The following is a 25636-nucleotide window of genomic DNA, read 5'->3' on the forward strand; positions in this document are numbered from 1 at the left end:
CCGGTCACTCGCCGACGTACGGATGGATGGGCTGGCGACCCGCCGACGTCACCGCACGCACGGCATCGATGACGACAGGGTGGAACACGTACTCCTCCACATCGTCGGGGACGTCGAACTCGTCGATGTCGGCGAGCGAGTAGAAGCGGTGGGTGCCCGGTCGCTCGGCGTAGCCGAGCAGGCCGTTCTGCCAGAGGACGGCCGGCACGTCGGTGTGGCCGTCGAACGTCTCGTTGCCGGCGTCGCGCAGCGTCATGAGGTCCTTGAAGCTGAACCGGTCGGTGCCCACCAGCCCGAGGATGTCGCGCAGTTCGCGCTGTACGGACTGGGCATACTCATTGCTGCTGACATACGCCTCCGAGTAGCCGTGCAGCGCCGCGTTGCCCGGCATCATGTCGGCGGCGATCTGGTTGGCGCACTGGGCGAGCTGCGAGTTGCCGAACCGCTTGGCCGACTGCGACACGATCCGCCGCAGCACCTCGTCGGGCATCCGGTCGCGCCCGGCGGCCCGCTGCCGCAGGACCTCCTGGCTCAGCGCGTTGCCCAGCGACACGACGTCGCGCGGGATCAGCCGGGTGTGGCGCAGGAGGTAGTCGATGGCCTGCTCGTCGATGTCGCGGCGCTCGTTGTGGACCACGGTCGTGCCGAGCCAGCTCGCCGTCGCGTCCTCCGACGAGCCCGGTGCCATCTGGAACTGCGGGGCGAGCCACTGCAGCTTGTGGCGGAGCAGGATCTCGATCGACCCACGGCCCCAGCTGAGCACCCGGATGTGGGGCTCACCGTGGTATCGGGGAGCGTGCTCGTCTCGGTACACCGACGACAGCACGATGTCGCGGATGCACGCCACGATGTGCAGACGCCCGCCCAGCCGTGGATCGCGCAGCATCCGCATGGTCTCGAAGAACAGCCCCTTCTGGCAGCGCAACCAGTACATCGGCGCGCTGGAGAACTCCTCGTCGACGGCGTCGATGTAGAAGAAGATCGGTGGCGTCTCGGCCAGCAGCTCGGCCAGCAGGTCCTCGAGGTCGTCCCACCGCTGGTCGTCCATCAGCCGGGTCAGTTCGTAGGCCGACTTGCAGCGGCTCACCAGCGCCCGAAGCTCACTGTAGACGGTGCGGGGCCGCCGCACGTCGTCGATCATCTCGAGGTAGCGGCGACGCAGCAGCCGTTCGTCCTCCTCGGACAGGTACGGCAGCAGTGCGGGGTCGGCCAGCAGGTACGTGGCCAGCGACCGGAGGATCGCGCAGCGCCACAGCTGCATCCACTTCTCGGTCAGGTAGGCGTCGGGGAACCACTGGCACGCCTTGACGATGACCTCGGTCGACGGGACGCTCTGCTGGATGTGGCAGGCGTAGACCGACTCCTGCCTGTTCTGGTGGTTGTGCAGCCGGCGCAGGTACACGGTCTTGCCCGCGCCCATGCGCCCGACGATGATGCGTGCCGTCGCATCGCTCGCGCGCGTCGCCAGCGCCCCGTACGCCGGGTTGCCGCGGAAGTCGACGAAGCCCTCGAGCAACGTGTCGAGGTCGGCGCGCGACCCGTCCGGGTTGCCGAACGGTCCGACGGGGTCGATCGAGGAACCGGTCCCTACCGTCTGCGCCATGCCGAGCCCTCTGCTGTGGCACCGCGTGTCCTGCCATCGCGCCGTCCGCCACGCCGCGCCGACTCCAACGATAGGCCACGGCACCGCGCATGACGAGGGCCGAATCCCCCTCCGAGCCACGCCGCCGTATCGCGACCGGCCGTCGCACCGTCAGAGCAGTAGCGCGTCCGGAGCCACGGGTTGCCATGCACATGCAGCCGCGCCGCCGAGGCATGTTGGGGGTTGACCGGCTCCGCTCGGCGCTCCTAGCATCGCCGACAGCGGATTCAGCAGCCCGATCCCGTCGGCGAGGCGGGGTTCGGCAACCGAAGCGCACGCGCCGGGCACCGCCGATGCGGGCAGCGGGGGCACTGTGCTGAGCCGGAACGTAGGTGGATGCCGATGGTCCACATCATGGCGCTGCGCGCGGTGACGACGCCACCCGTCGCCGGACCTGTGCGCGGCCCCACGCCGTACTCCGGTCACCCACCCGGCGCGCGGCGGCGGCAATCGCCGGCCCTGTGCCACCCGGACCGCGACCAGGATCCACGGGCCCGCGCTGCGCGGGCCCGTTCTGCTGTGCGCCAAAGGAGGCGACCATGGTGAGGTTCAGCTACGTGCAGCTGCCCGACTATCCGTTGGACGACTGCATCGCGAACATCCGGGCAGCCGACGAGCTGGGCTTCTACGCCTGCTACAGCGTCGATGAGACGTGGCACAAGGACATGTGGCTGCTGTTCGCGGCGGCCGCCGACAAGACCAGCACGATCCGCATGGGCCCCAACGTCACGCACGTCATCCTGCGCGAGCCCACCCTCATCGCCCAGCAGCTCGCGACGCTCGACGAGCTGACGAACGGCCGCGCCGAGGCCGTGGTCAGCTTCGGCAACCTCGGGCTGCTCCGCCAGTACGGCATCGACTGGAGCGAAATGAAGCCCCTGTCGCGTCTGCGCGAGGGGATGCACGTGCTGCGGACCTTCCTCGACGACGGCGCGATCACCTTCGACGGCGACTTCTTCACCTACTCGGGGCTCTACACGTTCGCGCGTCCGGTGCAGGAGCGCGTGCCACTGAAGCTGGGGGGGATGGGTGGACCGAAGTCGTTCGAGCTGGCCGGCGAGATCGCCGACGGGCTGCACCACGCGCTGGGCTACTCCCGCGAGAACTACGACTACGTCGCCGAGCACTTCCGTGCAGGCGCGCAGAGGGCGGGACGCGATCCCGCCGAACTCGACCTCGGCGCGTGGCTGGTCATGGCGGTCGGCGAGGACTCCCACGCCGCCAAGGACGCCGCCCGCATCATGGTCGCCTTCTACATCTCGTCGATGCCTGAGAGCCAGCTGCAGCGCCATGGCCTGGAGGCCGCGGAGCTGCAGCCGATCGTGGACGCGCTCGGGGAGGGCAAGGTCGACAAGGCGATCGAGATGACGAGCCCCGAGCTCGCCGCGAAGCTGTCAGTCGCCGGCACGCCTGAGGAGTGCGTCGAGCAGCTGCAGGCGGACATCCTGCCGACCGGCGTCAACCACGTGATCGCGGCGCTCACGGACCCGGCCCTCGTCCGGTTGTTCACCGGCCGTGACATCACCGGCGTGCCCGACGTCAAGGGGCAGCTGCGACTGGTCGCCGAGCGGATGATGCCGGCCGTGAACTGAGCCGGCGGCTGGCAAGGTCCTCGGTCCGTCCGCCCGTTCCGCCGTCGGCCGCGCCGCGTCGTCCGCCCGTCCCGCCAGCCAGCCCGCCTGAGACTGCTAGAGAGGAGCCGCACGTGACCGATGTCGATCCCGCCACCGAGACCTTCGTCGAGCAGTGGCGCGACCACGCCTACAGCTGCTTCAGCTCCGGCCACAAGTTCTGCCGCAACGTGTGCCCGGTCATGGGCGTGACCCAGGATGAGAACCACTCCCCGACCGCGTTCCACGCGAACGTCGTTGCGATGGAGCAGGGCCTGGTGTCACTGGAGGACGTCGCGCGCGACTACGTCCACTGCACACAGTGCGGGGCGTGCGAGACGCGGTGCCCGAACACCCTGATGGCGGGCGACTTCTACCGCCACCGCACCCGCACCGTGGACCTGGTGAAGGCGGTCCGCGCGCTGGCGGTCGAGCACGGCATCGAGCAGCCGGGCTGGAAGGCGTGGGTCGACGCGACCGTCGCTGTGCGCAGCGAGCCGGTGCTGGACGTACCCGTCGAGCAGGAGCGCGTCGCGGACTGGGCCGACGGACTTGACCTGCCGATCGGCGGTGACACCATCCTGTTCGTCGACTGCGAGGCGGCCTTCTACCGGACGTCGTTGCCACGCGCGGTGGCCGGGGTCCTGCGTGCGGGCAGCGTCGAGTTCGGGCTGATGCGCGAACAGTGGTGCTGCGGGGGACCCGCCCGGGAGATGGGGTACGCGGATCGGGCGCGCGAGTTCGCCGAGCACAACCTGGCCGACTGGCGCGACACCGGGGTACGGCGCGTGATCACGCTGGACCCGCACGACTACATCAGCTTCACCGAGGACTACGTCGAGTACTTCGGCGACGACTACGACATCGAGATCGCCCACGTCACCGAACTGGTCGCCGAGCTGATCCGCGACGGCGACCTCGAGCTGACCGTCCCGATCGACGCGGTCGCCACATACCACGATCCGTGTCGGCTGAACAAGCGCAAGGGCATCTACGAGTCGCCGCGCGAGATCCTGCGCGCGATCCCGGGGTTGACCTTCCGCGACGTCGACCACGTCACGCAGTGGGCGTACTGCTCGGGTGCCGGCGGCGGCCTGGCGGTCGAGCGACCAGATCTGACCGCTGCGATCAGCGCCCAGCGGCTGGACCGCGCGGCCGAGCTGGACGTCGACACGCTGGTGTCGGCGTGTGTGTGGTCGGAGCGGCCACTGAGCAAAGCAGGCACCGACCGCGGCATCGAGGTCCGCGACCTGATGGAGCTGGTCGCGACGTCCGCCGGCATCGACATCGGCGCGACAGGCCCACCTTCTGGGGAACGCCCCCAACACGGAGTCGCCGAATCGTCCCCAGAAGGGGGCCGGGCATGACCGAGGTGCTGCCGGTCGGCATCACCGACCACGTGATCGACGAGCTGCGCGGCATCTGCGGCGAGGACGGGGTACGCATCGACCGTCCCGCGCGGGTGAACCGGACCCGGGTGCCCGCGCCGTTCCGCGTGCACCGCTGGGCCGAGCACGTGCCCGATGTCGTGGTGCTGCCACGCTCGACGGAGCAGACCGCCGAGGTCGTGCGCCTGGCCAACCGCGAGCGCGTCCCGGTGGTCCCGAGGGCGGCCGGTACGGGCCTCACCGACGGCGCGACGCCACTGCGCCACGGCATCCTGCTCGACGTCAAGCGCATGAACCAGATCCGCGACATCGACCTGGTCGACCGCACCGTGACGGTCGGACCTGGCATCAGCATGCTCAAGCTGAACGAGGTGCTGCGCCCCCACGGCGTCATCTATCCCGACGATCCGGCCAGCTACCCCTGCTCGATGGTGGGCGGGCGCATCGGCACCGGCGGCTGGTCGCTGATCGGTGCCCGCTACGGCCACACCCGCGACCTGGTCATCTCGATGACCGTGGTGCTGCCGACCGGCGACGTCGTGCAGATCGGCGACGGCGGCGGCCGCAAGCTGCGCAAGGCGTCGACAGGGTTCAGCCTGAAGCAGCTGTTCATGGGCCACGAGGGCACGCTCGGGGTGGTCACCGAGGCGACGTTGGAGCTGGTGCCCCGGCCCGAGGTCGAGTTCGCCGCGTTCTTCGGCTACCCCGACTACCAGACGGCCTACGCGTCGACCGGCGCGCTCGCGAAGTCGGGCTTCGCCACGCTGGCCGGCGTGGTGCTGTTCGACGAGTGGAAGCTGGCGTACCTGCGCAGGGACGACGAGGCGTACATCGAGCAGCCCGAATCGCTGAAGGCGGTCGTGGCGTTGGCGGCCTACGGCAACCGGGACGAGGTGACCCCGGCCGCCAGGGCGCTGATGCGCATCGGCCGCGAGTCCGGCGGCGACTACCTCGGCGACGAGGTGTCGCAGGGCGACTGGGCCGCGCGTCACGACCGCTACGCCATCCCGTTGCACGGCCGCGCGCCGGACGGGCAGGTGGTGCCCATGTCGTGGCACTGCGAGGACGCCGCACTCAACTACAGCGTGCTGCCACAGGTGCGTGAGGAGTGGCACGCGATCGTCGCGCGGTACCGCGAGCGGTACGGCATCTTCGACGACTGGGGCATGTTCGCCTACACCAACGGCGCGTACAAACCCTGGGGCGACTACCTGGTCGAGATCGACGTCGGCATCTGGGAGCAGCAGCTCGACGACGAGACCTGGGAGGGCTGGGTCAACTGCAAGCGCGAGATCACCGAGGTCACGTTGCAGTACGGCGGATCGATCAGCGCCTGTCACGGCGCCAGCCGCGAGGGCGACGTCGAGTACGTGCCGGCCGAGCTGGGTGGCGCCTTCGACGTCATGAAGCAGATCAAGCGGACGCTGGACCCCAACAACGTGATGAACCCCGGCAAGTACCTGCTGGACCAGGCCTATGAGGAGACGCCATGATCGGCTTCCTGCTGTCGCGTCAGCAGCCGCCCGCACCACGGCGGATCAAGCAGGACGTCGTCATGCGGTTCGATGACGTCTACGAGATCGACCCAGGGCTGATGCACACGATCGAGCAGGACGAGATGCCGGCGTGGGACACGCACCGCATCGTCGCACATCGCTGGGACCACCTCGACTGGATGCATGACCACTGGGCCGATGCGGTGCTGTCGGCCGAGGATCTGGAGGAGCAATGACCGTGACCGACGTCGAGGTGGCGAACTTCATCGCCGGCGAGCGGCGCGACGCCGTGGACGGGCGCACCAGCGAGCTGACCGACCCCACGACCGGTGAGGTGTTCGCAGAGGCGCCCCTGTCGGGAGAAGGCGACGTCCACGCCGCATGCCAGGGTGCGGCGCGCGCGTTCGAGCGCTGGCGCACGACCACGCCGTCGGAGCGCAGCCTCGCGCTGCTGCGGATCGCCGACGCGATCGAGGACCGGGCCGAGGAACTGGTCGAACTCGAGTCGCGCAACACCGGCAAGCCGATCGGGCTGACCATGGAGGAGGAGATCCCCATGATGGTCGACCAGATCCGCTTCTTCGCGGGTGCCGCGCGCGTGCTCGAAGGGCGCGCCGCCGGCGAGTACATGGCCGGGCACACGTCGTTCATCCGGCGTGAGCCGGTCGGCGTGTGCGCGCAGGTCACGCCGTGGAACTACCCGATGATGATGGCGGTCTGGAAGTTCGCGCCCGCCATCGCCGCGGGCAACGCCGTGGTGCTCAAGCCGTCCGACACCACCCCGGTGACGACGGCGTGGCTGGCCGAGCTGATGGCCGAGCACCTGCCGGCCGGCGTGTTCAACGTGATCTGTGGCGACCGTGGGACGGGCGCCGCGCTGGTGTCCCACCCGATCCCGGCGATGGCCAGCATCACCGGCAGCGTCCGGGCCGGCATGGAAGTCATGCGGGCCGCCGCCGACGACCTCAAACGGGTCCACCTCGAGCTGGGCGGCAAGGCGCCGGTGGTGGTCTTCGACGACGCGGACGTCGAAGCGGCGGCAGCCGACATCGCGGTCGCCGGCTACTTCAACGCGGGCCAGGACTGCACGGCGGCCACACGGGTGCTCGCCGGGTCGGGCATCCACGACGACTTCCTGTCCGCGCTGGTCAGCGAGGCCGAGGGCGCCCGGACCGGACCGCCCGACCACGATGATGTGCTGTACGGCCCGTTGAACAACGCCGACCAGTTCGCGAAGGTCAGCGGCTTCCTCGAGCGTCGACCCGATCACGCGACGGTGGCGACGGGCGGGACGCAGGTCGGCGATGCCGGCTACTTCTACGCGCCGACCGTCGTCGCGGACCTGCGCCAGGACGACGAGATGATCCAGGACGAGATCTTCGGACCGGTCATCACCGTCCAGCGGTTCGACGACGAGGAGAAGGCGCTGGCATGGGCCAACGACGTCAGCTACGGCCTGGCGTCCAGCGTCTGGACGCGCGACCATGGCCGCGCGATGCGCATGGCGGCGGGCCTGGACTTCGGCTGCGTATGGATCAACTGCCACATCCCGCTCGTGGCCGAGATGCCCCATGGCGGGTTCAAGCACTCGGGCCACGGCAAGGACCTGTCGATGTACGGCTTCGAGGACTACACCCGCATCAAGCACGTCATGAGCAACATCGGGGTCTGACCCGCCGGTGTGGCGGCCAGCAGCGGTCCACCCGCGCCGGCTGCCACCCCCGGAGCGTGACGCCCGCACAGGCTCAGGTCGTGGCGCGGGGTTGTCGAGCGAACAACTCGCGGACCATTGGCTCGAAGAACGCCAGTGGCAGGGTGTCGTAGTCGGGATCGAACGAGTTCTGGTCGTACGCGGCGCAGAAGTCGACCGTCGCCTGGTAGTGGGGGTGGTCGCGGTAGCGGTCGCGCGCGTGCGGGTCCGCGCCGACGTGATGGAACCAGTAGACGCCCTGGAACAGGCCGTGGTGGCGCACGATCCACCAGCTGCGCTGAGACACGTACGGCCGCAGCACAGCGGCCGCCACCTCCGCGTGGTTGGCGGGGCCGAGCACGTCGCCGATGTCGTGCAACAGCGCGCACACGACCATCTCGTCATCCTCGCCCGCCCGGTGGGCACGGGTCGCAGCCTGCAGGCTGTGCTCCAGCCGCGTGACCTGGTAGCCGGACGGTGTGTCCATGTCCCGTAGCCACCCGAGAACCCGGTCCGCGTACCGCTCGAGCTCGTCGCGCTCGTACGTCGCGAGCAGCGCGTAGTCCTCGGCCGTGCCGTCCTGCATGCACGTGAAGCCCACCACCCCGGTCACGACGCGCCCGCCGTGGTCGTCGGCCGCGGTTCGTCCGCGTCGGCGAGCGCCCGCTCGTACCCGCCACGCGACCGCGCGTCCATGGCCGGCAGTGGCAGGTGCTCACCGCGCAGCACGCGTCGGCGCGCCATCAGATCATCGAACTCCATGTACACGTCCTGCAGGTGGCGCGCACCGCGCTCCAGATCGAAGGGCAGGCGCCCGTGCAGCACGCGGTGACCGTGCACCGCGAGCAGATCCCCGGCCGCGCACTTGAACTCGACCCGGTACCGCGGATCGTCGATCATCCGACCCAGCCTGCGGTACGCAGCGTAGAACGGCTCGACCTGGTCGAACGCAGCGTCCAGCGGCGACGCGAGCTGGTTCGAGAACCGCACCGTCCGGACACGTCCGGTCGCGTCGAGCTCGATCAGTGGCGCCACCGCTGCGCTGTCGGTGTCATCGCTCCACTGCTGGAACATCACCGGAACCCGCGACAGGGTCGCGAATGCCTCCGGGGCGGTCGCCCGCAGATCCTCGACGACCTTCCACCCGTCGACCACGACGCTCTCGCCACCCGTCGCATCGTTGGCGAGGAAGTGGAGCAACTGCAGACTGGGCGGCCAGGAGTAGCTGGGGAAATCGGTGTGTGGCTTCAGCTCCAGCGTCGTGTGCGCCACGCTGTAGCCGGTCGGGTCCTGGCGGACCTCGTGGAGCCGCCCGAACGCGACCTCCCGCACGGGCGCGATCGCCTCGGCGAAACGCACGACCTCGCCATCGACCGCCGGCACGTGACGAACGAGCGCGACGCCGCGGTCACGCAGCGCATCGAGCCAGCCCAGCAGGCCGTCGGTCGTACCGACGACGTCGGCATGATCGAAGGTGGGCATGCGCGAACTGACCGCATCCCACAGGACCGGTCGGTGCTGCCGACCGGCACGCGCGTCAGCGCCATAGTCATGGCGCGCGAGCCACGCCCGCGAGAACGTCGACTGGTGCCCGTCGCTCCACACGATGTGCAGCGCGTCGTCGGCATCGACCCACGCCCGCGCCGGCGCGATGTCGTCGGCGATGTCGGCCGTGAACAACCGCCGTTCGCAGGTCTGGCCCACCCGACAGCGGTCACACCAGCAGTTGTCGCGCAGCCAGACGTGGTGGAACGTCCGGCTGGCATCGGACAGGTCGACCGTCAGCGTACGCGCGTCGACCTGTACCCGGGATGAGCCCTCCTGCGGGTCCGCATCGGTCATCGCACACCCCTTGCCCCTGCGTGACCGTCCGGCGGGCGACGATGCCGTGGTCACGTCGTACCGTCACCGCAGTCTGGTCCCACGGCCGTGCACCGATCAAGCGACGAGTTGTAGGCCTGAGACCACCGAAAACTGTTGCTCGGCGCCGATCGGCGACCGTAGGGTGCATCCGATGCGGTATCGGATGCCGCCGTTGCCGGCACTGCACGCGTTCGAGGCCGCGGCGCGGCTCGGAAGCTTCGCGGCGGCTGCTGCTGAGCTGCACCTGTCACAGTCGGCTGTCAGCCAGCGGGTGCGGGCGCTCGAGGCGCACCTCGGCGTCGCACTGTTCGACCGCATGCCGCGCAGCGTGCGCCTGACGGAGCTCGGCCGCGCCTACGCCCCAGCGGTCCAGTCCGCGCTCAACGACCTCACGGTCGCGACGCTGGGACTGTTCGGCTCGACGACGCGGCGGCAGCTCACGGTCCGCGTGCAGATCTCGTACGCCGCGACCTGGCTGGCGCCTCGCCTGCAGTCCTTCAGCGACGCCTACCAGCACATCGACCTGCGTCTGGTGACGGCGATCTGGGCCGACGCGCTCCCGGCCGGCGAGGTCGACCTGGAGATCCGACAGGGCACCGGCCGGTGGCCCGGCTACCACGCGAGCCTGCTGCACGACGACATGGCGGTGGCGGTCTGTGGCCCGCGCCACAGCGAACGGTACGGACCCATCGAGGGCGTGGCAGACCTCGCACGGCGCCCGCGTGTCCACGTGCTGGGTTTCGACGACCTGTGGGCACGCCTGTTCTCGGAGGCCGGCGTCATCGCAACCGGCGAGCGCATGACGCTCGACACCTCGGTCGCCGCGATCGAACTGGCCGCGGCGACCGCGATGGTGGCCATCGTGCCGGAGCGGTTCGCCCGCCGCGCGCTGGCTGACGGCCGGATCGTCCGCGTCAGCGACACGCTCGTGCCCATGCGTCAGTCCCACTACGTGTTGTGGCCCGAGCGTTGCCCGCCATCGTCCGAGGCGCTGTCGTTCGTCAGCTGGGTGCGCGACCTCGATGACGCGCACGCGACGCCGACCGCAACGTGACGGGCCGGTCGTCAGGTCGGCCACCGGTCACCGTCGCGTGCGCTGTAGCCTGCGGGTCACGCGGTGCGTCACCCAACCGCGAACCCCGGACGAGCGAGGCCATGCAGACCACCGACGACCAGGCCGGCGCGACGCCCCAGGCTGCCGCGCCGACGGAGCCCGCGCTCTCGGTCGGGTGCGTGATCCTCACGATGGGCGACCGCTCGGAGGACCTGCAGCGCGCCGTCGCGTCCGTCGCCTCCCAGCGCGACGTCCAGGTCGACTGCCTGATCGTCGTGAACGACGCTGCGCCCATCGAGTCGCCACCTGACGCCCGGGTGCTGGCCGCCGGCCGCAACCTCGGCATCCCCGAGGGCCGCAACGTCGGCGCGCGTCAGGTCGCCGGGGACCTCGTCGCATTCCTCGACGACGACGCGTGGATCGTCGGTGACGACATGTTCGCCCGCGCCGCCGCGAGGTTCGCCGCCGAGCCCGACCTGGGCATCGTGTCGCTGCGGATCATCGATCCCGGCGGACGCCCGACCGCTCGGCGTCACGTCCCGCGCCTGCGGGTCGGCGACCCGGCCGTCGGTTCGGAGGTGACCACGTTCCTCGGCGGCGCCTGCATCGTCCGCCGTGCGGTCTTCGACCAGGTCGGATGGCTGCCAGGGGACTTCGTGTACGCCCACGAGGAGACGAGCCTGGCCTGGCGTGCGCTCGATGCCGGCTGGCGCATCAGGTACGCGGGCGACCTCGCGATCCACCACCCGGCGACGCCGCCCGGTCGCCACGCGCGGTACCACCACCTGACCGCCCGCAACCGTGTGCTGCTGGCCCGACGGCACCTGCCGTGGGCCGTGGCCACGGCGTACCTGTCGCTGTGGACCGCGGTGACGCTGCTGCGCGCCGGGCGCGACGGCGTCGGCCCGTCGCTGCGTGGGTTCGTCGACGGGTTCCGTCACCCGCGCGGCGAGCGCAGGCCGATCTCCTGGCGTACCGTCGCACGCATGACCCGGCTGGGTCGCCCACCGATCCTGTGACGCCCTCCATGCCTTCCACGCCCGACCTGTCGACCGTCACCGCGATCGACATGCACGTGCACTGCGAGGTCTCCCAGGCCGGTGAGCCCGCGCTCCCACCGCGCCTGCAGGACGCCGCACGGCAGTTCTTCGGCGGCGACGACGGGCCGCTGCCGACGCTCGACGAGACCGCGGCCTACTACCGTGCGCGCGACCTGGTCGCCGTGATCTTCACGATCGACCTGGACATCGCGTACGGACATGCAGGCGTGTCCAACGAGGAGATCGCGGAGGGCGCCGCGCGCCACCCGGACGTGCTGCTTCCGTTCGCAAGCATCGATCCCGCCCGCGGCGCCGCCGGCATCGCCGCGGCCCGGCGCCTGGTCGCCGACCATGGCGTCCGGGGGTTCAAGTTCCATCCCAACCTGCAGGGGTTCGCCCCGAACGACCGGGCGGCGTACCCGTTGTACGAGGCGATCACCGAGCTCGGCGCGCCCGCGCTGTTCCACAGCGGGCAGAGCGGCATCGGGGCGGGTCTGCCGGGCGGTGGTGGCATCAGGCTGCGCTACTCGAACCCCATGCTGCTCGACGACGTCGCGGCGGACTTCCCCGGCCTGCAGATCATCATCGCCCACCCATCGTTCCCCTGGCAGGACGAGGCGCTCGCGGTGGCGGTCCACAAGCCGAACGTCTGGCTCGACCTGTCGGGCTGGTCACCGAAGTACTTCCCCCCGCAGCTCGTGCGGTTCGCCGACACCATGCTGCGCGACCGTGTGCTGTTCGGGTCGGACCACCCGTTCATCACACCCGACCGCTGGCTCCGGGACTTCGATCAGATCGACGTCCGCGAGGAGGTGCGGCCACGCATCCTGAAGCACAACGCCGCCCGGCTGTTGGGGCTGACGTCCTGACGCCCCGGCCGGCTAGCGGTCGGTGAGCAACCGCCAGAGCCTGCCGAGGTTGACCGTCCAGCCGATCCCGACGGGCTGCGGCACCACGATGCGCGGGTCGTCGGGGTTCCACAGTGCGGCCCGTACCCTGCCCACCGTCGGTGGGCGAAGATCGTAGGGCACCACGCCCACGCGACCGTGCCAGGTCCGCTCGGAAGCCGGCGTGCGCAGCTCGCGGACCACGGCCATCACGAGCAGCGCGGTGGTCGCCAGGCGCAGCAGGTTCTGCATGGTCGATGGCGCCTGCCGTTGCGTCATGACCTCTCCTCCGTATCGATCCGCCGATCTTCGCATGCGCGCATGCGGCCGTCGAGCACCCGCGGCCCCCGCGCGTACGGCCGACCGTCCCGGGCCGGGTAGCGTCGGATGCATGGACGACATGTCGGCGACGTTCCTGCCACTGGACGAGCTGCGACGACGCCGCAGCGTGAAGTGGCGCACCTACGACCCCGACGTGCTGCCCCTGTGGGTGGCCGAGATGGACGTCGCGCTGGCGCCGCCGATCGCCGCTGCGCTCCGGGCCGCAGTGGCACGCGGCGACACCGGCTACGTCCACGCCGGCGATCTGGCCGAGACGTACGCCGCCTTCTCGGCGCGTCGCTACGGCTGGGCGCCCGCGCCCGCGCGCACCTCGCTGGTGCCCGATGTGATGCACGGCATCGCCGCCGTGCTCCGGCTGGCCACCGAACCCGGAGACCACGTCGTCATCAACCCGCCCGTGTACCCGCCGTTCTGGCACTTCGTGCACCTTGCCGACCGGGACGTACGCGAGGTCGGCCTGCACGCTGGCGCCGACGGCTACACGCTCGACCTCGCGGGCCTGGAGCGGGCGTTCGCCGAGGGTGCCGCGGCCTACCTGCTCTGCAACCCGCACAACCCGACCGGCAGCGTGTGGGACCGCGACGCGCTGCTGGCGGTGGCCGACCTCGCCGAGCGTCATGACGTACTGGTGCTGGCTGACGAGGTGCACGCGCCCCTGACCCACGACGGGATCGTCCACGTCCCGTTCGGTGCCCTCGACCACCCGGCCGCCCAGCGGGCCGTGACGTTCGTCGCCGCCTCGAAGGCCTGGAACCTGCCCGGGTTGAAGGCGGCGTTGACGCTGGCGGGACCGGACGCGCCGCCAGCGCTGACGACGCTCCCCCACGAGGTGCAGGTGGGAACCGGGCTGTTCGGCGTCCTCGCCGCGCGTGCCGCGTTCGCCCACGGCGAGCAGTGGCTGTCGTCGCTGCGCACCCGACTCGACGACAACCGTCGTCTGCTCGCGGACCTCCTCGCCCGCCACCTTCCCGCCATCGACCACCGTCCGCCCGATGCGACGTACCTCGCCTGGCTGGACTGCCGGGCCCTCGGCCTGGGCGACGACCCCGCCGCGGTGTTCCTGGAACGTGGCCGCGTCGCGCTCAACAGCGGGCACACCTTCGGTGCGCAGGGACGCGGCTTCGTCCGGCTCAACCTGGCCACGTCGCCCGAGTTGCTCGACGACGCCGTCCGTCGCATGGTGATCGCCCTTGACAACTGACATGAATTTGTATGGTGTTGCTATAGGAAAAGTTGACAGCTTAGCTATCAGATCCTATAGTGGCATCGCAGCGCCGGATCAGAGCGGTGCGGAGAACTCACAGAGCAGCGACCGACAGGAGGGATTCGTTGTGGCGAGGTTCGTGGATCCGTTCGAGGAGATGGACCGCATGTTCGGACAGTACGGTGGCCGCTGGCGCAACGGCGGCATGATGCCGATGGACGCCTTCGAGAAGGACGGCGTCTACACCCTGCGCTTCGACCTGGCCGGCGCCGACCCGGACGCGGTCGATGTGACGGTCGAGCACGGGGTGCTCACGATCACGGCGGAAGGGCCGGTCGAAGAGACCGAAGGCGTCAACTGGCTCGTGCGTGAGCGTCCAACAGGGACGCACAGCCGCCAGGTGCGTCTGGGCGACCGTCTCGACGCGAGCAACATCGACGCCCAGTACGACCACGGTGTGCTGACGGTGACCATCCCGATCCGCCCCGAGGCCAAGCCGCACAAGGTGTCGATCCGCAGCGGCAACGAGAGCCAGACGATCGAGGCGGAGAGCGCCAGCTCCTGACTCTGAGCAGATCCCCGGCAGACACCGCATCGACGCGGTCCGCCCGGCGCAGACCCCGATCAACTGCACGCTCTGAGCGTGCCGGCCGGCAGCACCGTCGGCCGGCACGCTCAGAGCGCAAGTATCGCGCGCACATCGGTGGCGGGCTCGGTCGGGCCGAGCCCCAGGCCGAGGCGGGTGTCGGCCCACGTGAGCACGCTCGCCGTCAACGCCGCGACCGATTGGCCGGGGACCAACGTCGGCATCTCCGGGACGATCCGCACGAACGTGCCGACCGGCGACGGTCCGCACTGCACCGTGACGTCCGCGGCGGCGACCTCCGTCTCGTGCCAGCCGCCGTCCGCACGGCGCAGCGCGATCGTCCGCTCCCCGACGGCCACGGCGGCCACGATGTGACACCGCGCCTGCCGCGCATCGTCTGCGCGATCCACGACGTGGCGCTCGAGCCACGTGGGATCCCAGCTGATGTTCACGCCTTCGACGACCGCGTAGTGGATGAGGCCGGCCGGTACCTCCGCCGCAGCACCCTGCATGTCCAGCGCCGCGCTGAAGCGTGGGTTGAGCTCGGTCGGGCGGAACCCATCCGCGGTGAGCACGCCGTCGATGCTGAAGGCGCCCCGGTACCCGACCGACGAGCGCAGGTGCGCACCGACCCGGCGCGCGTGGTCGCGCATCTCGTCACGGTCGGCAGCCGGCGGATCCCAGACCGTGGCCATGCCCGCGTACAGCAGATCTGACCTCCCGGGCCGCCGCAGCACGACCATCTCGGAGGGTCGGAAGGCCAGCGTGACGTCCGGCAGCACGAAGCCGTTGATCGAGCACGGGATGCCCTCGAGGAATGGCATGACACGGACCTGGTCGGCGCGCTCCGCCATGAACGTCGCGGCGGCCGACGCCTGCTCCTCACTGCGCACCCACCGCAGGCCTGTGGCACCGCCGTGCCAGCCGCGGCGGTTGTCGGCGACCCACACGGTCCCGGCACCCGCGTCGAGAGCCGACGCGGCGGCGCGTAGGGCCGTTGCGTCGGACGGGACGACCGCCGACGGCGCGACGGGGACGCCGGACGAGCGCCACACCTCGTCGATCACGGTCTTGTCCTCCAGCGCGCGCCAGGCGGCGGGGCGCGCACCCCACACACGTCGGCCGAACGCACGGGTCAACTGCGTGAACAGCGGGGCGAGCACCCGCGCGCCACGCTGCGGGTCGAACCGGTTGAGCACGGCATGGACGTCGCCGCCGGCGTTCGCCATGGCGTCGTCGAATGCATGGATCGACTCCATGAGACCGTCCGCCTCGAGGCCGAGCACCACCGTGTCGACGTCGGGTACGGGTCCCGTCCCCCGACTGCCGGCAACGACCAGCACGTCGGTCGCGCCGAACGACTGGAGCATGTCGACCTGCGACGTCGCGCCGGCCAGCACGTCGCTCGCGACGATCCACCGACGGTCGCCATACACCTGTGCAAGCCATCGCATATGCTCGTCCATGGTCCCTCCAGGCGCGGCCGTGCACAGGCTAGACCAGCGACACGAACGTCCCTGACCGGCGGGTCCAACGGCCTGGGGGAGCCGCCGCCGAGGGAGCAAGCTGACAAGCACCGCCGGACGGGGCGGACGTCCACAAGGAGCGGAGATGGCGGCCGAGGCCCAGCCGAGGATCAGGACCCTGAGCACGGAGGAGTGCTGGGCCCGCCTGGCGGACCATCCCGCCCGGGTCGGCAGGGTCGGCATCGGTGGCCCCAGCCCGGACATCCTGCCGGTCAACTACGCCGTCGACGGACACAGCGTCGTCTTCCGCACCGCTGAGGGCAAGAAGTTGGCCGCGGTCGGACGCGGCGAGCGGGTCGCGTTCGAGGTCGACGACGTCGACCCCAAGTGGCGACGCGGATGGAGCGTGGTGCTGCGCGGCTTCGCGGAGCACGTGAGCGACATGCGCCAGAAGGCGCTGCTCGAGGAACTGCCCCTCCAGCCGTGGGATCCGTCACCCAAGACCGAGCTCGTCCGGATCACGAGCCACATGATCTCAGGACGCGAGATCGTCTGACGATCGGAAAGGACCCGCCATGCAGGTCCGCGACGCCATGACCCGGCAGGTCGCGACCGTCGCCCCGACCACCTCGGCGCTGGCGGCCTTGCGGATGATGTCCGGGCGCCGCATCCGGCACCTGCCGGTGGTCGACAGTGACGAACTGGTGGGGATCGTCAGCGACCGTGACCTGACCCCGGCGATCCGCACCCCGCCCTCCGCCGACCTGCGGGCGCGGACGGTTGGCCGCCTGATGTCGTCGCCAGTCCAGTCCGTGCGCCCCGACGACGACCTGCTCGCGGCAACACGTCAGCTGCTGGCGTGGCGGATCAGCGCGCTGCCGGTGGTGGACCATGGACGGGTCGTGGGCATCCTCACGACCACCGACTGCCTCGAGGCCATGGTCTCGGCGATCGGGGACGCGACGTCGTCAACGGGTTGACGTGCCGTGCCGACCGCGGTGCTCGGCCAGATACGCGGCGGCCTCGGCGCGGCGTGACATGTGCATCTTCGCCAGGATCGACGACACGTAGTTCTTGATCGTCTTCTCGGCCAGGCCGATCCGCTCCCCGATCGCGCGGTTGGTCATGCCGTCGGCGATCATCTCGACGATCCGCAGTTCGGTCGGTGTCAGACGTGCCAGCCGGGCGTCACCCGCAGTCTCGGGGTGCCGGAGGCGGTCGAGCACCTTCGCGGTCACCGCGGGATCCAGCAGCGACTCGCCGTCCCCGACCCGCCGGATGCCGTCGATGAGGTCGTGGCCACGGATCTGCTTGAGGACGTAGCCGGCGGCGCCGGCCATGATCGAGTCGAACAACGCGCGGTCGTCCGCGAACGATGTCAGCATCAGGACCGCCATGTCCGGGTGCTCCTCGCGGATCGCACGGCAGACCTCGACACCTGACCGGTCGGGCAGGCGCACATCCAGCACGACGATGTCAGGTCTGTACGACCGTGCACGGATGAGGGCGTCGGACGCCGTGTCGGCCTCGGCGACGACCACGATGTCGTCTTCGGCCTCGAGCATGCTTCGCAGCCCCGCCCGCACCACCTCGTGATCGTCCACCAGCATGACGCGCAGCGTGCGGTCGGCGGTCGATTCGTTCTCCGTCATCTGTGGCCTCACCACCTGCGTCGGCAGCTAGGCTACCGCTCAGGCGACCATGGGAGCACATGGGCGGCATGGAAGACAGTGTGATCTCGCGCATCAGCGAGGCGGCCGTCACGGTCGCCAGCGGCTTGGAGCTGGCCGACGTGCTCCAGCACGTGGTCGAGGCGGCGGCGATGCTCCTCGACGCGCGCTACGCGGCGCTCGGCGTGATCGGCGACGACACCGAACTCGAGACCTTCGTGCACACCGGCTTCGACGGCGACATCGACGCGATCGGCCATCCTCCGGAGGGCCGCGGCATCCTCGGCCTGCTGATCCGCGACGCCCAGCCCCTGCGGTTGGACGACCTCAGCAGCCACCCCGCGTCCGTCGGCTTTCCGGAGGGGCATCCGCCCATGCGGACCTTCCTCGGTGCACCGATCCGCGTGCGCGAACGCGTGTACGGCAACCTGTACGTGACCGACAAGCGCGGCGGAGGACCGTTCACCGAGGCCGACGAACAACTCGCGCTCCTGGTCGCCGCCGCCGCAGGAGCCGCGATCGACAACGCGATCATGTACGGGGCGACCCGCCAGCGCGAACGCTCGCTGGACGCGCTGCGCGAGATCTCGGGCGAGATCCTCGGCGGATCCGAAGGTCCGCGCGTGCTCAACCTCATCGCCGAACGCGCCCTCGAGTTGACCGGCGCCGACCAGGCCGTGATCTGCATGCCGCGGCCGTCGACGGCCGGCGCGGTGCTGGAGGTCCGCGCGGCGGCCGGCAGGTCGGCGTCGACGTTGCGTGGCGAGCTGGTCACCGCCGACACCTCGCTGTCAGGGACGGTGATGCGCAGCGGCGTGGCCGTCGATGCCGACTCCGTCCCGCCGGAGCTCGGGCCGACCGACGACGACGAGGATCTCGTCACCGTCGGCGTCCCTCTGCTGATCCGCGGCGACACCCACGGGGCCCTGGTCGTGGCCGCCCGCAGGCTGACGTACGACGACCGACGGCTGCTGCAGACGTTCGCCAACCATGCGGGTGTGATCGTCGAGTACATGCGCGCGCGGGCCGAGCTGGAACGGCTGCTGCTGATCGAGGAGCGCGAGCGCATCGGGCGTGATCTGCACGACACCGTCATCCAGCGGCTGTTCGCGACGGGGTTGGAGCTGCAGGCGCTCGTCGTCCGCCACGCCGACGACGACAACCTGGTGCGCACGCTCGGGGGGACCGTCGAGAACCTCGACGACATCATCACCCAGATCCGGGCGACCGTCTTCGCCCTGCATCCGCCGGCGCTGGTCGACGACGGAGGTACGGCGACCGCGAGTGGCGTCCACGACCTCGTGGCGGGGATCGTGGCCGAATCCAGCCGCGCTCTCGGCTTCACGCCGGAGCTGATGCTGCCCAACGACCCGGACACGCTCGTGCGCAGCGACATCGCGGCCCACCTGCTGGTCGTCCTGCGCGAGGCGCTCTCGAACGTCGCCCGACACGCGGCGGCGACCGCGGCCGCCGTCGAGGTCCACCTCGGCGACGAGGTCGTCGTGCGCGTGACCGACAATGGCCTCGGTCTGCCCCCCGAGGCGTCCGGGACCGGCGACGGACTGGCCAACATGCGCCACCGCGCGGAGACGATCGGCGGTCGGTTCGTCATCGACCGGGCGCTGGAGGGCGGCACCAGACTCGAGTGGCGGGTCCGCGACGGGTAGTCCTCCCGCCGTCGTCCGGGTCGACGGGAACCCCTGCGGACGCCGGGCCGCACCGGTGAACCGAAGGTTACGGAGCATCCGATCCGATGTACGCGCTGTGCGCGCTGTCGGCGGACCTGACCGGCGTGAGCAGATCGACCCTTGCGCGATGGCGGATTGGGAGTACACCGTCGGTGGTGACTGTTGTGCCGGACAGATGGGACATCGAGCAGGAGGGGTCAATGTCGACCGACACGCGCCGAGGCCACCCTGACACCTCACGCACGCCTCCGCGCACGGACGATGGATCAGCCGTTGCGCGCACCATCAGGCCGCTGCTCGCGGCGACGGTCGGCGCACCACCCCCTGTGCGCTTCGCCTTCTGGGACGGCAGCGCCACCGGCCCCGACGACGTAGGCACGGTGCACGTCGACTCGCCGCTGGCGATCCGGCGGATTGTGTGGGCGCCAGGCCACCTGGGCGTCGCCCGCGCGTACGTCGCCGGGGATCTCCACGTCAGCGGCGACCTGTTCGGCGTGCTCACCGCGTTGCGCGACGCGACGCCGGCCGGTGTGCGCTTCGGCTGGCGGGCGATCGTGAGCGCGCTGCGTGTTGCGCACCGGCTCGGAGCGCTCGGCCGTCCGCCACAGGCACCCCGCGAAGAGGCCCGGCCGGTCGGTTGGCAGCACTCCATCAGACGGGATGCGAGCGTGATCGGGCACCACTACGACGTGGGCAACGACTTCTACCGCCTCGTGCTCGGGCCCGCCATGACCTACTCGTGTGCGCGCTTCACCGGTCCCGACGTCGATCTGCGACAGGCGCAGGACGCCAAGCACGAGCTGGTGTGCCGCAAGCTCGGGCTGCACGAACGTGGTGGCATGCGGCTGCTCGACGTCGGTTGCGGGTGGGGATCGCTGGCGATCCACGCGGCGCGCCACCACGGCGCGCAGGTCGTGGGCATCACGATCAGCCGCGCCCAGGCCGAGCTCGCGCGCCGACGTGCCGCGGACGCCGGCGTCGCCGACCGTGTCGAGATCCGGTTGCAGGATTACCGCGAGGTGTGCGGTGAGCGCTTCGACGCGATCTCCTCCATCGGCATGTCCGAGCACGTGGGATCCCGGCGCATCGACCAGTACTTCGCGATCCTGTACGCACTGCTCGAACCCCGCGGAAGACTGCTGAACCACGCGATCACGTCAACCGACGGCTCGCGCCTGTCGCGACGCTCGTTCGCGGGTCGCTACGTGTTCCCGGACGGCGAGCTGCTGGACGTGGGCGACCTGCAGCTCGCGATGGAGCGCGCCGGGCTCGAGATCCGCGATGTGGAGTCGCTGCGCGAGCACTACGCGACGACGCTGCGGCACTGGGTCGCGAACCTGGACGCCAACTGGGATGAGGCGGTGGCACTGGTCGGCCGCGGACGCGCGCGGGTGTGGCGCCTGTACATGGCGGGGTCGGCGATCGGCTTCGCCGACAACGGGTTGTCGGTCCACCAGGTGCTGGCCGTCCGACCGGACGACGGCGGCGCCAGCGGCATGCCGACGACCCGCCGCGGGTGGGAATGAGACCCACGCGGGATCCCACGTGGGCGCCGGTCAGCGCGACGCCCGCAGCTATCATCGGCCGCCGTCACGTGTGCGTTCAGACCACCGGCAGCATCGAGCGGAGCGCATGGAACTCGGCATCTACACGTTCGCCGAAGTCACGCCCGACCCACGGACCGGCACGACGGTCACCCCGCGGCAGCGGCTGGTGGACCTGCTCGAGGAGATCGAGCTGGCCGATCAGCTCGGCCTCGACGTGTTCGGGGTGGGCGAGCACCACCGCCCCGACTTCGCCGTGTCGGCGCCCGGCGTCGTCCTCGGCGCGGCAGCGGCCCGCACGTCCCGCATCCGTCTGACCAGCGCCGTGTCGGTGCTGAGCTCAGACGATCCGGTGCGGGTCTTCCAGCAGTTCGCGACCGTCGACCTGCTGTCCGGTGGCCGGGCGGAGATCATGGCGGGGCGCGGATCGTTCATCGAGTCGTTTCCCCTGTTCGGCTACGACCTCGACGACTACGACGCGCTGTTCGCCGAGAAGCTCGAGCTGCTGCTCGCGTTGCGGCGCAGCGAGCGGATCACGTGGCGCGGGCGGCTGCGTCCGGCGATCGACGGCCGCGGCGTCTATCCACGACCGGAGCAGGAGCAGCTCCCCGTCTGGGTGGCCGTCGGTGGGACGCCCCGCTCCGCGGTACGGGCCGGTGCATTGGGGTTGCCGATGGCGCTCGCGATCATCGGCGGCGTACCGCAGCGGTTCACGCCCTTCGCAGAGCTGCACCGCCAGGCGGCCGAGCAGGCGGACCGGCCGCGACCGGCCCTGTCGATCAACTCGCACGGCTACCTTGCGGACACGTCGCAACAGGCGGCAGACGAGGCGTTCGGCCCGTTCAAGGCGACCATGGACCGCATCGGCCGCGAACGGGGCTGGCCACCGATGAGCCGCGAGCAGTTCGAGGCGTCCCGCACCCTGCACGGGGCGAACTTCGTCGGCAGCCCGGATCAGGTGATCGAGAAGATCCTGCATCAGCACCAGTTGTTCGATCACGACCGGTTCCTGCTGCAGTTCAGCGTGGGGACGATGCCCCATAGCCAGATCATGCGATCGATCGAGCTCTACGGCACCAAGGTCGCTCCGGCGGTACGCGCCGAGCTCGAGGCCGGGCGGACCGGCTGACGCGTCCACGGCGACCATCGGCGTGCCCCGGCGATCGGCCGGGCACGTCCCGCGCCCCCGCCCGACCCCGGTGACCACCGTGATCTCGGTACGCGGCTCAGCCGAGCATCCCGTCCGCTACGACAGCGTCGGAGTCGCGGGCGACGGGACCGACTAGGCGCCGCGCGCGGCGAGCAGATCACGCAGCCAGTGGGCGCTCGTCTTGGGCGTGCGCCGTTGCGTGTCGTAGTCGACGTGGACGATGCCGAACCGGGGGACGTAGCCCTCGGCCCACTCGAAGTTGTCCAGCAGCGACCACACCAGGTAGCCGCGCAGGTCGACGCCCGCGTCACGCGCGTCCAACGCCGCCGACAGGTGCGCGTCGAGGTAGTCCACCCGGCGGTCGTCGCGCACGGCGCCGTCGGTGTCGGGCGCGTCGTCGAAGGCCGCACCGTTCTCGGTGATCCACAGGGGCAGCGGACCGTAGTCGTCGGCGATCCGTCGCAGCACGTCGGTCATCGACGGCGGATGGATCGGCCAGTCGAGTTGCGTCCGCTCCGCGTCGATCGGCGGGTGGACGATGCCCGCCAGCGCGGGACCGATCGCAGGCGTGCCCTCACCACCCGCGGCGACCCGCTCGGGCCGGTAGAAGTTCACCCCCAGCCAGTCGAGCGGCGCGCCGATGATCGTCGGGTCCCCCTCCCGGATCACCGACAGGTCCGCGACCGCGGCGAACGCCTCGAGCACGTCCGACGGGTACCGACCCTGGACCACCGCGTCCAGCCACCAGCGGTTCAGCACGCCGTCGAACAGGCGCGCCGCGTCCTGGTCATCCGCCTCGTCGCTCGCCGGCCACACCGGGGCGGGGTTGATGACGATGCCGACCTCACGCGCCTGGGCACCGCGCAACGCCTCGACGCCGAGCCCGTGGGCGAGCAGCAGGTGGTGGGCGGCCGCGACCGCGATCGCGTCGTCGCGCACACCCGGCGCGTGGACACCGGCCTGGTGACCGAGGTGTGCCGCGCACCACGGTTCGTTGAGCGTGGCCCACGAAGCCACCCGGTCGCCGAGCACGCGCGCGGTCGCCTCGGCGTAGTCCGCGAACCGTCCGGCCGTGTCACGCACCGCCCAGCCACCGGCATCCTGGAGCGCGGCCGGCAGGTCCCAGTGGTACAGGGTGGCCATCGGCGCGATGCCCCGCTCGAGCAACCCGTCGACGAGCCGGTCGTAGAAGCCGAGCCCCGCGGCGTTGGTGCGGCCCCGGCCGTCAGGGTGGACGCGCGGCCAGGCGATCGAGAACCGGTAGGCATCGACGTCGAGCCACGCCAGCAGGTCGAGGTCGTCCTCGAGCCGGTCGTAGTGCTCGCACGCGTCATCGCCGGTCGAGCCGTCCGCGATCGCCCCGGGCTGACGGCAGAAGACGTCCCAGATCGAGGGTCCGCGGCCGTCTGCCGCAACCGCCCCCTCGATCTGGTACGCCGACGTCGCAACCCCCACCTGCAGGTCCTGCAGCCGCGTGGCGTCCATGGCTTCTCCACGATCTCGACGTGTCGCAGCGGTACGACGGGCGTGCCACCGACGGCGGGGCGACCGTTGCCGTCAGGGCGCAGGTTCCCCTCCCGAGCAGGCGGGAGAGAGCCCGGGAGGGGAACGACCGCCGGCACACCCTGGCGCGCCCGTTCCCCGTTGTCAACCGGTCGGACGCGCGGGGACCGACACCTGATCACACCATCCGGACACGGGTGACATCGTCGGCGGTGTCCCCCGTGTCCGATACGTGTCGTCGTCGCCTCTAGGCTGGCCACCGTGTCCGAGACGAATGACATCGACGGCCGGCTGCGCGGCCACGGTCTGCGCGTGACGCGTCCGCGCCGGGCCGTCTGGCACGCGCTGATGGCCGCGGACGGCCACCTGACCGTGGAGGAGGTCGCGGAGCGCGTCGCGCGGGAGCACCCGGGCGTCAACCTGGCATCGGTCTACCGCTCGCTCGCGCTCTTCTCGCAGCTCGACCTGGTCCGCGAGTCGCGGCTGGGCGACGAGGACGTCACCCGGTGGGAGCTGGCGCACCCCGACGAGCACTTCCACCTGATCTGCGACGTGTGCGGCCAGGTCGACCACCACGCGGGTGACCTGGTCGCACGCATCGTGGAGCACCTGCGCGCCGGCCACGGGTTCGAGCCGCGGTCGGTCGACCTGTCGGTGGTCGGGCGGTGCGCGTCGTGCGCAGCCGCCGCTGCCGACGACACGTGACCCCTCCACCTTTTTATTGCGAACAACTTGCGATAGTCGCTACTGTGGTCACGCCGACCGGTCGTCACGATCGTCGGCGCTCGGCCGAGGCGGAGGTTGTCCGTGCACGCTCCCGACGGGTTCCTCAACGCCGGCACGGCCGTCACCACCGGACTGCTCAGCACCGGGGCGGTGGGTGCGGCGCTGCGTCAGATGCGCTCATCGATGGCCGACCGCCAGGTCCCACTCGCCGGGCTGACGGCCGCGTTCGTGTTCGCCGCGCAGATGTTCAACTTCCCGGTCGCGGCGGGCACGACCGGACACCTGCTGGGCGGCGCGCTCGCGGCGGTGCTGCTGGGCCCCGCAGCCGGTGCCGTCGTGGTGACGGTCGTCGTGGTCGTGCAGGCGCTCGCGTTCGCCGACGGTGGCCTGACCGCGCTCGGCTACAACGTGCTGAACATGGCTGTCGTGACGGCCTTCGGCGGGTACGGCGTCTTCGTCCTGATGCGGCGACTGCTGCCGGCCAATGCCGCGGGCGTCGTGGCGGCGACCGGTCTCGCCGCGGGTGTGTCCGTGGCGTTGTCGGCCATGGCGTTCGCGGTGGAGTGGCTGTTCGGCGCCACCGCGCCGGTGCCGTTCGACACCGTGTTCGGCGCGATGGTCGGCGTGCACCTGCTGATCGGGGTCGGCGAGGGGCTCATCAGCGCGATGGCGGTCGGCGCCGTCCTGGCCGCGCGTCCCGATCTGGTGCACGGCGCGCGTGACCTCACGCGCGCGCAGACGGCCGACCGCCCACGGATCGGCATGCGCACCTTCGCGCTCGCCGCGGTGATCGTCGCACTGCTGTTCGCCGCGGTCGTCAGCCAGTTCGCCGCGCCCGATCCCGACGGCCTCGAGCGTGTCGCACGCGACACCGGCATCGCCGAGAGTGGGACCGACCACGTGCTGGCCGACAACATGTTCGCCGACTACGCCACCGACGGACTCGACGACGAGACCACCAGCCTCGCGCTCGCCGGCGTCGCCGGTGTGGCGGTCACCTTGCTGGTCGGCCTCGGGATCGCGGCCGCCGTGCGCGACCGCCGCCCACGCGCGTCCACATCCACCGCCGTCGACTCCGGCCGCTGAC

The 25636-nt window shown here is 70.8% G+C and carries 24 protein-coding genes; 17 read left to right on the forward strand and 7 right to left on the reverse strand.

The features are described from left to right. Positions 1-4 precede the first annotated feature (4 nt). Positions 5-1603, reverse strand: coding sequence for a hypothetical protein (locus VFZ70_06725; protein HEX6255490.1), 1599 nt, complete (start codon positions 1601-1603; stop codon positions 5-7). Positions 1604-2181: 578 nt separating this feature from the next. Between VFZ70_06725 and VFZ70_06730 the strand changes: the two genes are divergently transcribed. The 5 genes from VFZ70_06730 to VFZ70_06750 all read left to right on the forward strand — a co-directional run bounded on the left by VFZ70_06730 (position 2182) and on the right by VFZ70_06750 (position 7808). Next, a complete protein-coding gene (locus VFZ70_06730) occupies positions 2182-3234 on the forward strand; it encodes an LLM class flavin-dependent oxidoreductase (GenBank protein HEX6255491.1) in 1053 nt (350 codons plus the stop codon). A gap of 113 nt (positions 3235-3347) precedes the next feature. Further along, positions 3348-4619, forward strand: a complete 1272-nt coding sequence (locus VFZ70_06735) for a (Fe-S)-binding protein (protein HEX6255492.1) — start codon at positions 3348-3350, stop codon at positions 4617-4619. Next, positions 4616-6133, forward strand: coding sequence for an FAD-binding oxidoreductase (locus VFZ70_06740; GenBank protein HEX6255493.1), 1518 nt, complete (start codon positions 4616-4618; stop codon positions 6131-6133). Before VFZ70_06735 ends, VFZ70_06740 begins: the two co-directional genes overlap by 4 nt. After that, complete coding sequence (locus VFZ70_06745; GenBank protein HEX6255494.1) at positions 6130-6372, forward strand: hypothetical protein; 243 nt, start codon at positions 6130-6132, stop codon at positions 6370-6372. The genes VFZ70_06740 and VFZ70_06745 overlap by 4 nt, the downstream gene beginning before the upstream one ends. Before the next feature lie 2 nt (positions 6373-6374). Continuing rightward, entirely contained in the window at positions 6375-7808 is a 1434-nt protein-coding gene (locus VFZ70_06750; protein HEX6255495.1) for a gamma-aminobutyraldehyde dehydrogenase, read from the forward strand. A 73-nt stretch (positions 7809-7881) separates the two neighbouring features. Here the strand turns inward: VFZ70_06750 and VFZ70_06755 are convergent, their stop codons facing one another. Together VFZ70_06755 and VFZ70_06760 are read right to left on the reverse strand one after the other, a co-directional pair. Next, positions 7882-8439, reverse strand: a complete 558-nt coding sequence (locus VFZ70_06755) for an HD domain-containing protein (GenBank protein HEX6255496.1) — start codon at positions 8437-8439, stop codon at positions 7882-7884. Beyond that, positions 8436-9668 carry a TauD/TfdA family dioxygenase gene (locus tag VFZ70_06760; GenBank protein HEX6255497.1) on the reverse strand — a complete coding sequence of 411 codons (1233 nt, stop codon included), beginning with the start codon at positions 9666-9668 and terminating at the stop codon, positions 8436-8438. Before VFZ70_06760 ends, VFZ70_06755 begins: the two co-directional genes overlap by 4 nt. Before the next feature lie 172 nt (positions 9669-9840). Between VFZ70_06760 and VFZ70_06765 the strand changes: the two genes are divergently transcribed. From VFZ70_06765 to VFZ70_06775, 3 genes are all read left to right on the forward strand, one after another. Further along, on the forward strand, positions 9841-10743 hold the full coding sequence (locus VFZ70_06765; GenBank protein HEX6255498.1) for a LysR substrate-binding domain-containing protein: 903 nt from the start codon (positions 9841-9843) through the stop codon (positions 10741-10743). Positions 10744-10844: 101 nt separating this feature from the next. Then, positions 10845-11762, forward strand: coding sequence for a glycosyltransferase (locus VFZ70_06770; protein HEX6255499.1), 918 nt, complete (start codon positions 10845-10847; stop codon positions 11760-11762). Positions 11763-11770: 8 nt separating this feature from the next. After that, positions 11771-12652 (forward strand): amidohydrolase family protein, encoded by an 882-nt coding sequence (locus tag VFZ70_06775; GenBank protein HEX6255500.1) that lies wholly within the window; start codon positions 11771-11773, stop codon positions 12650-12652. Positions 12653-12664: 12 nt separating this feature from the next. Here the strand turns inward: VFZ70_06775 and VFZ70_06780 are convergent, their stop codons facing one another. Further along, positions 12665-12949: a DUF5808 domain-containing protein gene (locus VFZ70_06780; GenBank protein HEX6255501.1), complete on the reverse strand. Its 285-nt coding sequence runs from the start codon at positions 12947-12949 to the stop codon at positions 12665-12667. Between the two features lie 112 nt (positions 12950-13061). Here VFZ70_06780 and VFZ70_06785 point away from each other — a divergent pair, with 112 nt between their 5' ends. Together VFZ70_06785 and VFZ70_06790 are read left to right on the forward strand one after the other, a co-directional pair. Then, positions 13062-14213 carry an aminotransferase class I/II-fold pyridoxal phosphate-dependent enzyme gene (locus tag VFZ70_06785; GenBank protein HEX6255502.1) on the forward strand — a complete coding sequence of 384 codons (1152 nt, stop codon included), beginning with the start codon at positions 13062-13064 and terminating at the stop codon, positions 14211-14213. Positions 14214-14382: 169 nt separating this feature from the next. Continuing rightward, positions 14383-14781 (forward strand): Hsp20/alpha crystallin family protein, encoded by a 399-nt coding sequence (locus VFZ70_06790; protein HEX6255503.1) that lies wholly within the window; start codon positions 14383-14385, stop codon positions 14779-14781. A gap of 110 nt (positions 14782-14891) precedes the next feature. Here the strand turns inward: VFZ70_06790 and VFZ70_06795 are convergent, their stop codons facing one another. Next, positions 14892-16268 carry a hypothetical protein gene (locus VFZ70_06795; GenBank protein ID HEX6255504.1) on the reverse strand — a complete coding sequence of 459 codons (1377 nt, stop codon included), beginning with the start codon at positions 16266-16268 and terminating at the stop codon, positions 14892-14894. Between the two features lie 145 nt (positions 16269-16413). Between VFZ70_06795 and VFZ70_06800 the strand changes: the two genes are divergently transcribed. Both VFZ70_06800 and VFZ70_06805 read left to right on the forward strand, forming a co-directional pair. Then, positions 16414-16824: a pyridoxamine 5'-phosphate oxidase family protein gene (locus tag VFZ70_06800; protein ID HEX6255505.1), complete on the forward strand. Its 411-nt coding sequence runs from the start codon at positions 16414-16416 to the stop codon at positions 16822-16824. Between the two features lie 19 nt (positions 16825-16843). Then, complete coding sequence (locus VFZ70_06805; GenBank protein HEX6255506.1) at positions 16844-17248, forward strand: CBS domain-containing protein; 405 nt, start codon at positions 16844-16846, stop codon at positions 17246-17248. Here VFZ70_06805 and VFZ70_06810 read toward each other — a convergent pair. Continuing rightward, positions 17237-17920, reverse strand: coding sequence for a response regulator transcription factor (locus VFZ70_06810; GenBank protein HEX6255507.1), 684 nt, complete (start codon positions 17918-17920; stop codon positions 17237-17239). The two genes, VFZ70_06805 and VFZ70_06810, sit on opposite strands and share 12 nt — an antisense overlap. A gap of 68 nt (positions 17921-17988) precedes the next feature. Between VFZ70_06810 and VFZ70_06815 the strand changes: the two genes are divergently transcribed. The 3 genes from VFZ70_06815 (at position 17989) to VFZ70_06825 (ending at position 22299) form a co-directional block, all read left to right on the forward strand. Then, the gene (locus VFZ70_06815) at positions 17989-19605 is read left to right on the forward strand and encodes a GAF domain-containing protein (protein ID HEX6255508.1); all 1617 of its coding nucleotides are present in this window, start codon (positions 17989-17991) and stop codon (positions 19603-19605) included. Between the two features lie 221 nt (positions 19606-19826). Further along, on the forward strand, positions 19827-21152 hold the full coding sequence (locus VFZ70_06820) for a cyclopropane-fatty-acyl-phospholipid synthase family protein (protein HEX6255509.1): 1326 nt from the start codon (positions 19827-19829) through the stop codon (positions 21150-21152). Between the two features lie 106 nt (positions 21153-21258). Further along, positions 21259-22299, forward strand: a complete 1041-nt coding sequence (locus tag VFZ70_06825) for an LLM class flavin-dependent oxidoreductase (GenBank protein ID HEX6255510.1) — start codon at positions 21259-21261, stop codon at positions 22297-22299. Positions 22300-22452: 153 nt separating this feature from the next. Here the strand turns inward: VFZ70_06825 and VFZ70_06830 are convergent, their stop codons facing one another. Next, positions 22453-23805 carry a GH1 family beta-glucosidase gene (locus VFZ70_06830; protein ID HEX6255511.1) on the reverse strand — a complete coding sequence of 451 codons (1353 nt, stop codon included), beginning with the start codon at positions 23803-23805 and terminating at the stop codon, positions 22453-22455. A gap of 279 nt (positions 23806-24084) precedes the next feature. Between VFZ70_06830 and VFZ70_06835 the strand changes: the two genes are divergently transcribed. Both VFZ70_06835 and VFZ70_06840 read left to right on the forward strand, forming a co-directional pair. Next, the gene (locus tag VFZ70_06835; GenBank protein ID HEX6255512.1) at positions 24085-24528 is read left to right on the forward strand and encodes a Fur family transcriptional regulator; all 444 of its coding nucleotides are present in this window, start codon (positions 24085-24087) and stop codon (positions 24526-24528) included. Between the two features lie 102 nt (positions 24529-24630). Next, entirely contained in the window at positions 24631-25635 is a 1005-nt protein-coding gene (locus tag VFZ70_06840; GenBank protein HEX6255513.1) for an energy-coupling factor ABC transporter permease, read from the forward strand. Position 25636 lies beyond the last annotated feature (1 nt).

The organism is Euzebyales bacterium (assembly GCA_036374135.1).
Classification (GTDB): Bacteria; Actinomycetota; Nitriliruptoria; order Euzebyales; family JAHELV01; genus JAHELV01.

What these genes read in the sequence shown, in the direction of transcription:
- VFZ70_06725 (HEX6255490.1), bottom strand. Translation starts at nt 1,603, where the DNA reads ATGGCGCAGACGGTAGGGACCGGTTCCTCGATCGACCCCGTCGGACCG.
- VFZ70_06730 (HEX6255491.1), top strand. Translation starts at nt 2,182, where the DNA reads ATGGTGAGGTTCAGCTACGTGCAGCTGCCCGACTATCCGTTGGACGAC.
- VFZ70_06740 (HEX6255493.1), top strand. Translation starts at nt 4,616, where the DNA reads ATGACCGAGGTGCTGCCGGTCGGCATCACCGACCACGTGATCGACGAG.
- VFZ70_06745 (HEX6255494.1), top strand. Translation starts at nt 6,130, where the DNA reads ATGATCGGCTTCCTGCTGTCGCGTCAGCAGCCGCCCGCACCACGGCGG.
- VFZ70_06760 (HEX6255497.1), bottom strand. Translation starts at nt 9,668, where the DNA reads ATGACCGATGCGGACCCGCAGGAGGGCTCATCCCGGGTACAGGTCGAC.
- VFZ70_06765 (HEX6255498.1), top strand. Translation starts at nt 9,841, where the DNA reads ATGCGGTATCGGATGCCGCCGTTGCCGGCACTGCACGCGTTCGAGGCC.
- VFZ70_06770 (HEX6255499.1), top strand. Translation starts at nt 10,845, where the DNA reads ATGCAGACCACCGACGACCAGGCCGGCGCGACGCCCCAGGCTGCCGCG.
- VFZ70_06775 (HEX6255500.1), top strand. Translation starts at nt 11,771, where the DNA reads ATGCCTTCCACGCCCGACCTGTCGACCGTCACCGCGATCGACATGCAC.
- VFZ70_06780 (HEX6255501.1), bottom strand. Translation starts at nt 12,949, where the DNA reads ATGACGCAACGGCAGGCGCCATCGACCATGCAGAACCTGCTGCGCCTG.
- VFZ70_06785 (HEX6255502.1), top strand. Translation starts at nt 13,062, where the DNA reads ATGGACGACATGTCGGCGACGTTCCTGCCACTGGACGAGCTGCGACGA.
- VFZ70_06790 (HEX6255503.1), top strand. Translation starts at nt 14,383, where the DNA reads ATGTTCGGACAGTACGGTGGCCGCTGGCGCAACGGCGGCATGATGCCG.
- VFZ70_06795 (HEX6255504.1), bottom strand. Translation starts at nt 16,268, where the DNA reads ATGGACGAGCATATGCGATGGCTTGCACAGGTGTATGGCGACCGTCGG.
- VFZ70_06800 (HEX6255505.1), top strand. Translation starts at nt 16,414, where the DNA reads ATGGCGGCCGAGGCCCAGCCGAGGATCAGGACCCTGAGCACGGAGGAG.
- VFZ70_06805 (HEX6255506.1), top strand. Translation starts at nt 16,844, where the DNA reads ATGCAGGTCCGCGACGCCATGACCCGGCAGGTCGCGACCGTCGCCCCG.
- VFZ70_06810 (HEX6255507.1), bottom strand. Translation starts at nt 17,920, where the DNA reads ATGACGGAGAACGAATCGACCGCCGACCGCACGCTGCGCGTCATGCTG.
- VFZ70_06815 (HEX6255508.1), top strand. Translation starts at nt 17,989, where the DNA reads ATGGAAGACAGTGTGATCTCGCGCATCAGCGAGGCGGCCGTCACGGTC.
- VFZ70_06820 (HEX6255509.1), top strand. Translation starts at nt 19,827, where the DNA reads ATGTCGACCGACACGCGCCGAGGCCACCCTGACACCTCACGCACGCCT.
- VFZ70_06825 (HEX6255510.1), top strand. Translation starts at nt 21,259, where the DNA reads ATGGAACTCGGCATCTACACGTTCGCCGAAGTCACGCCCGACCCACGG.
- VFZ70_06830 (HEX6255511.1), bottom strand. Translation starts at nt 23,805, where the DNA reads ATGGACGCCACGCGGCTGCAGGACCTGCAGGTGGGGGTTGCGACGTCG.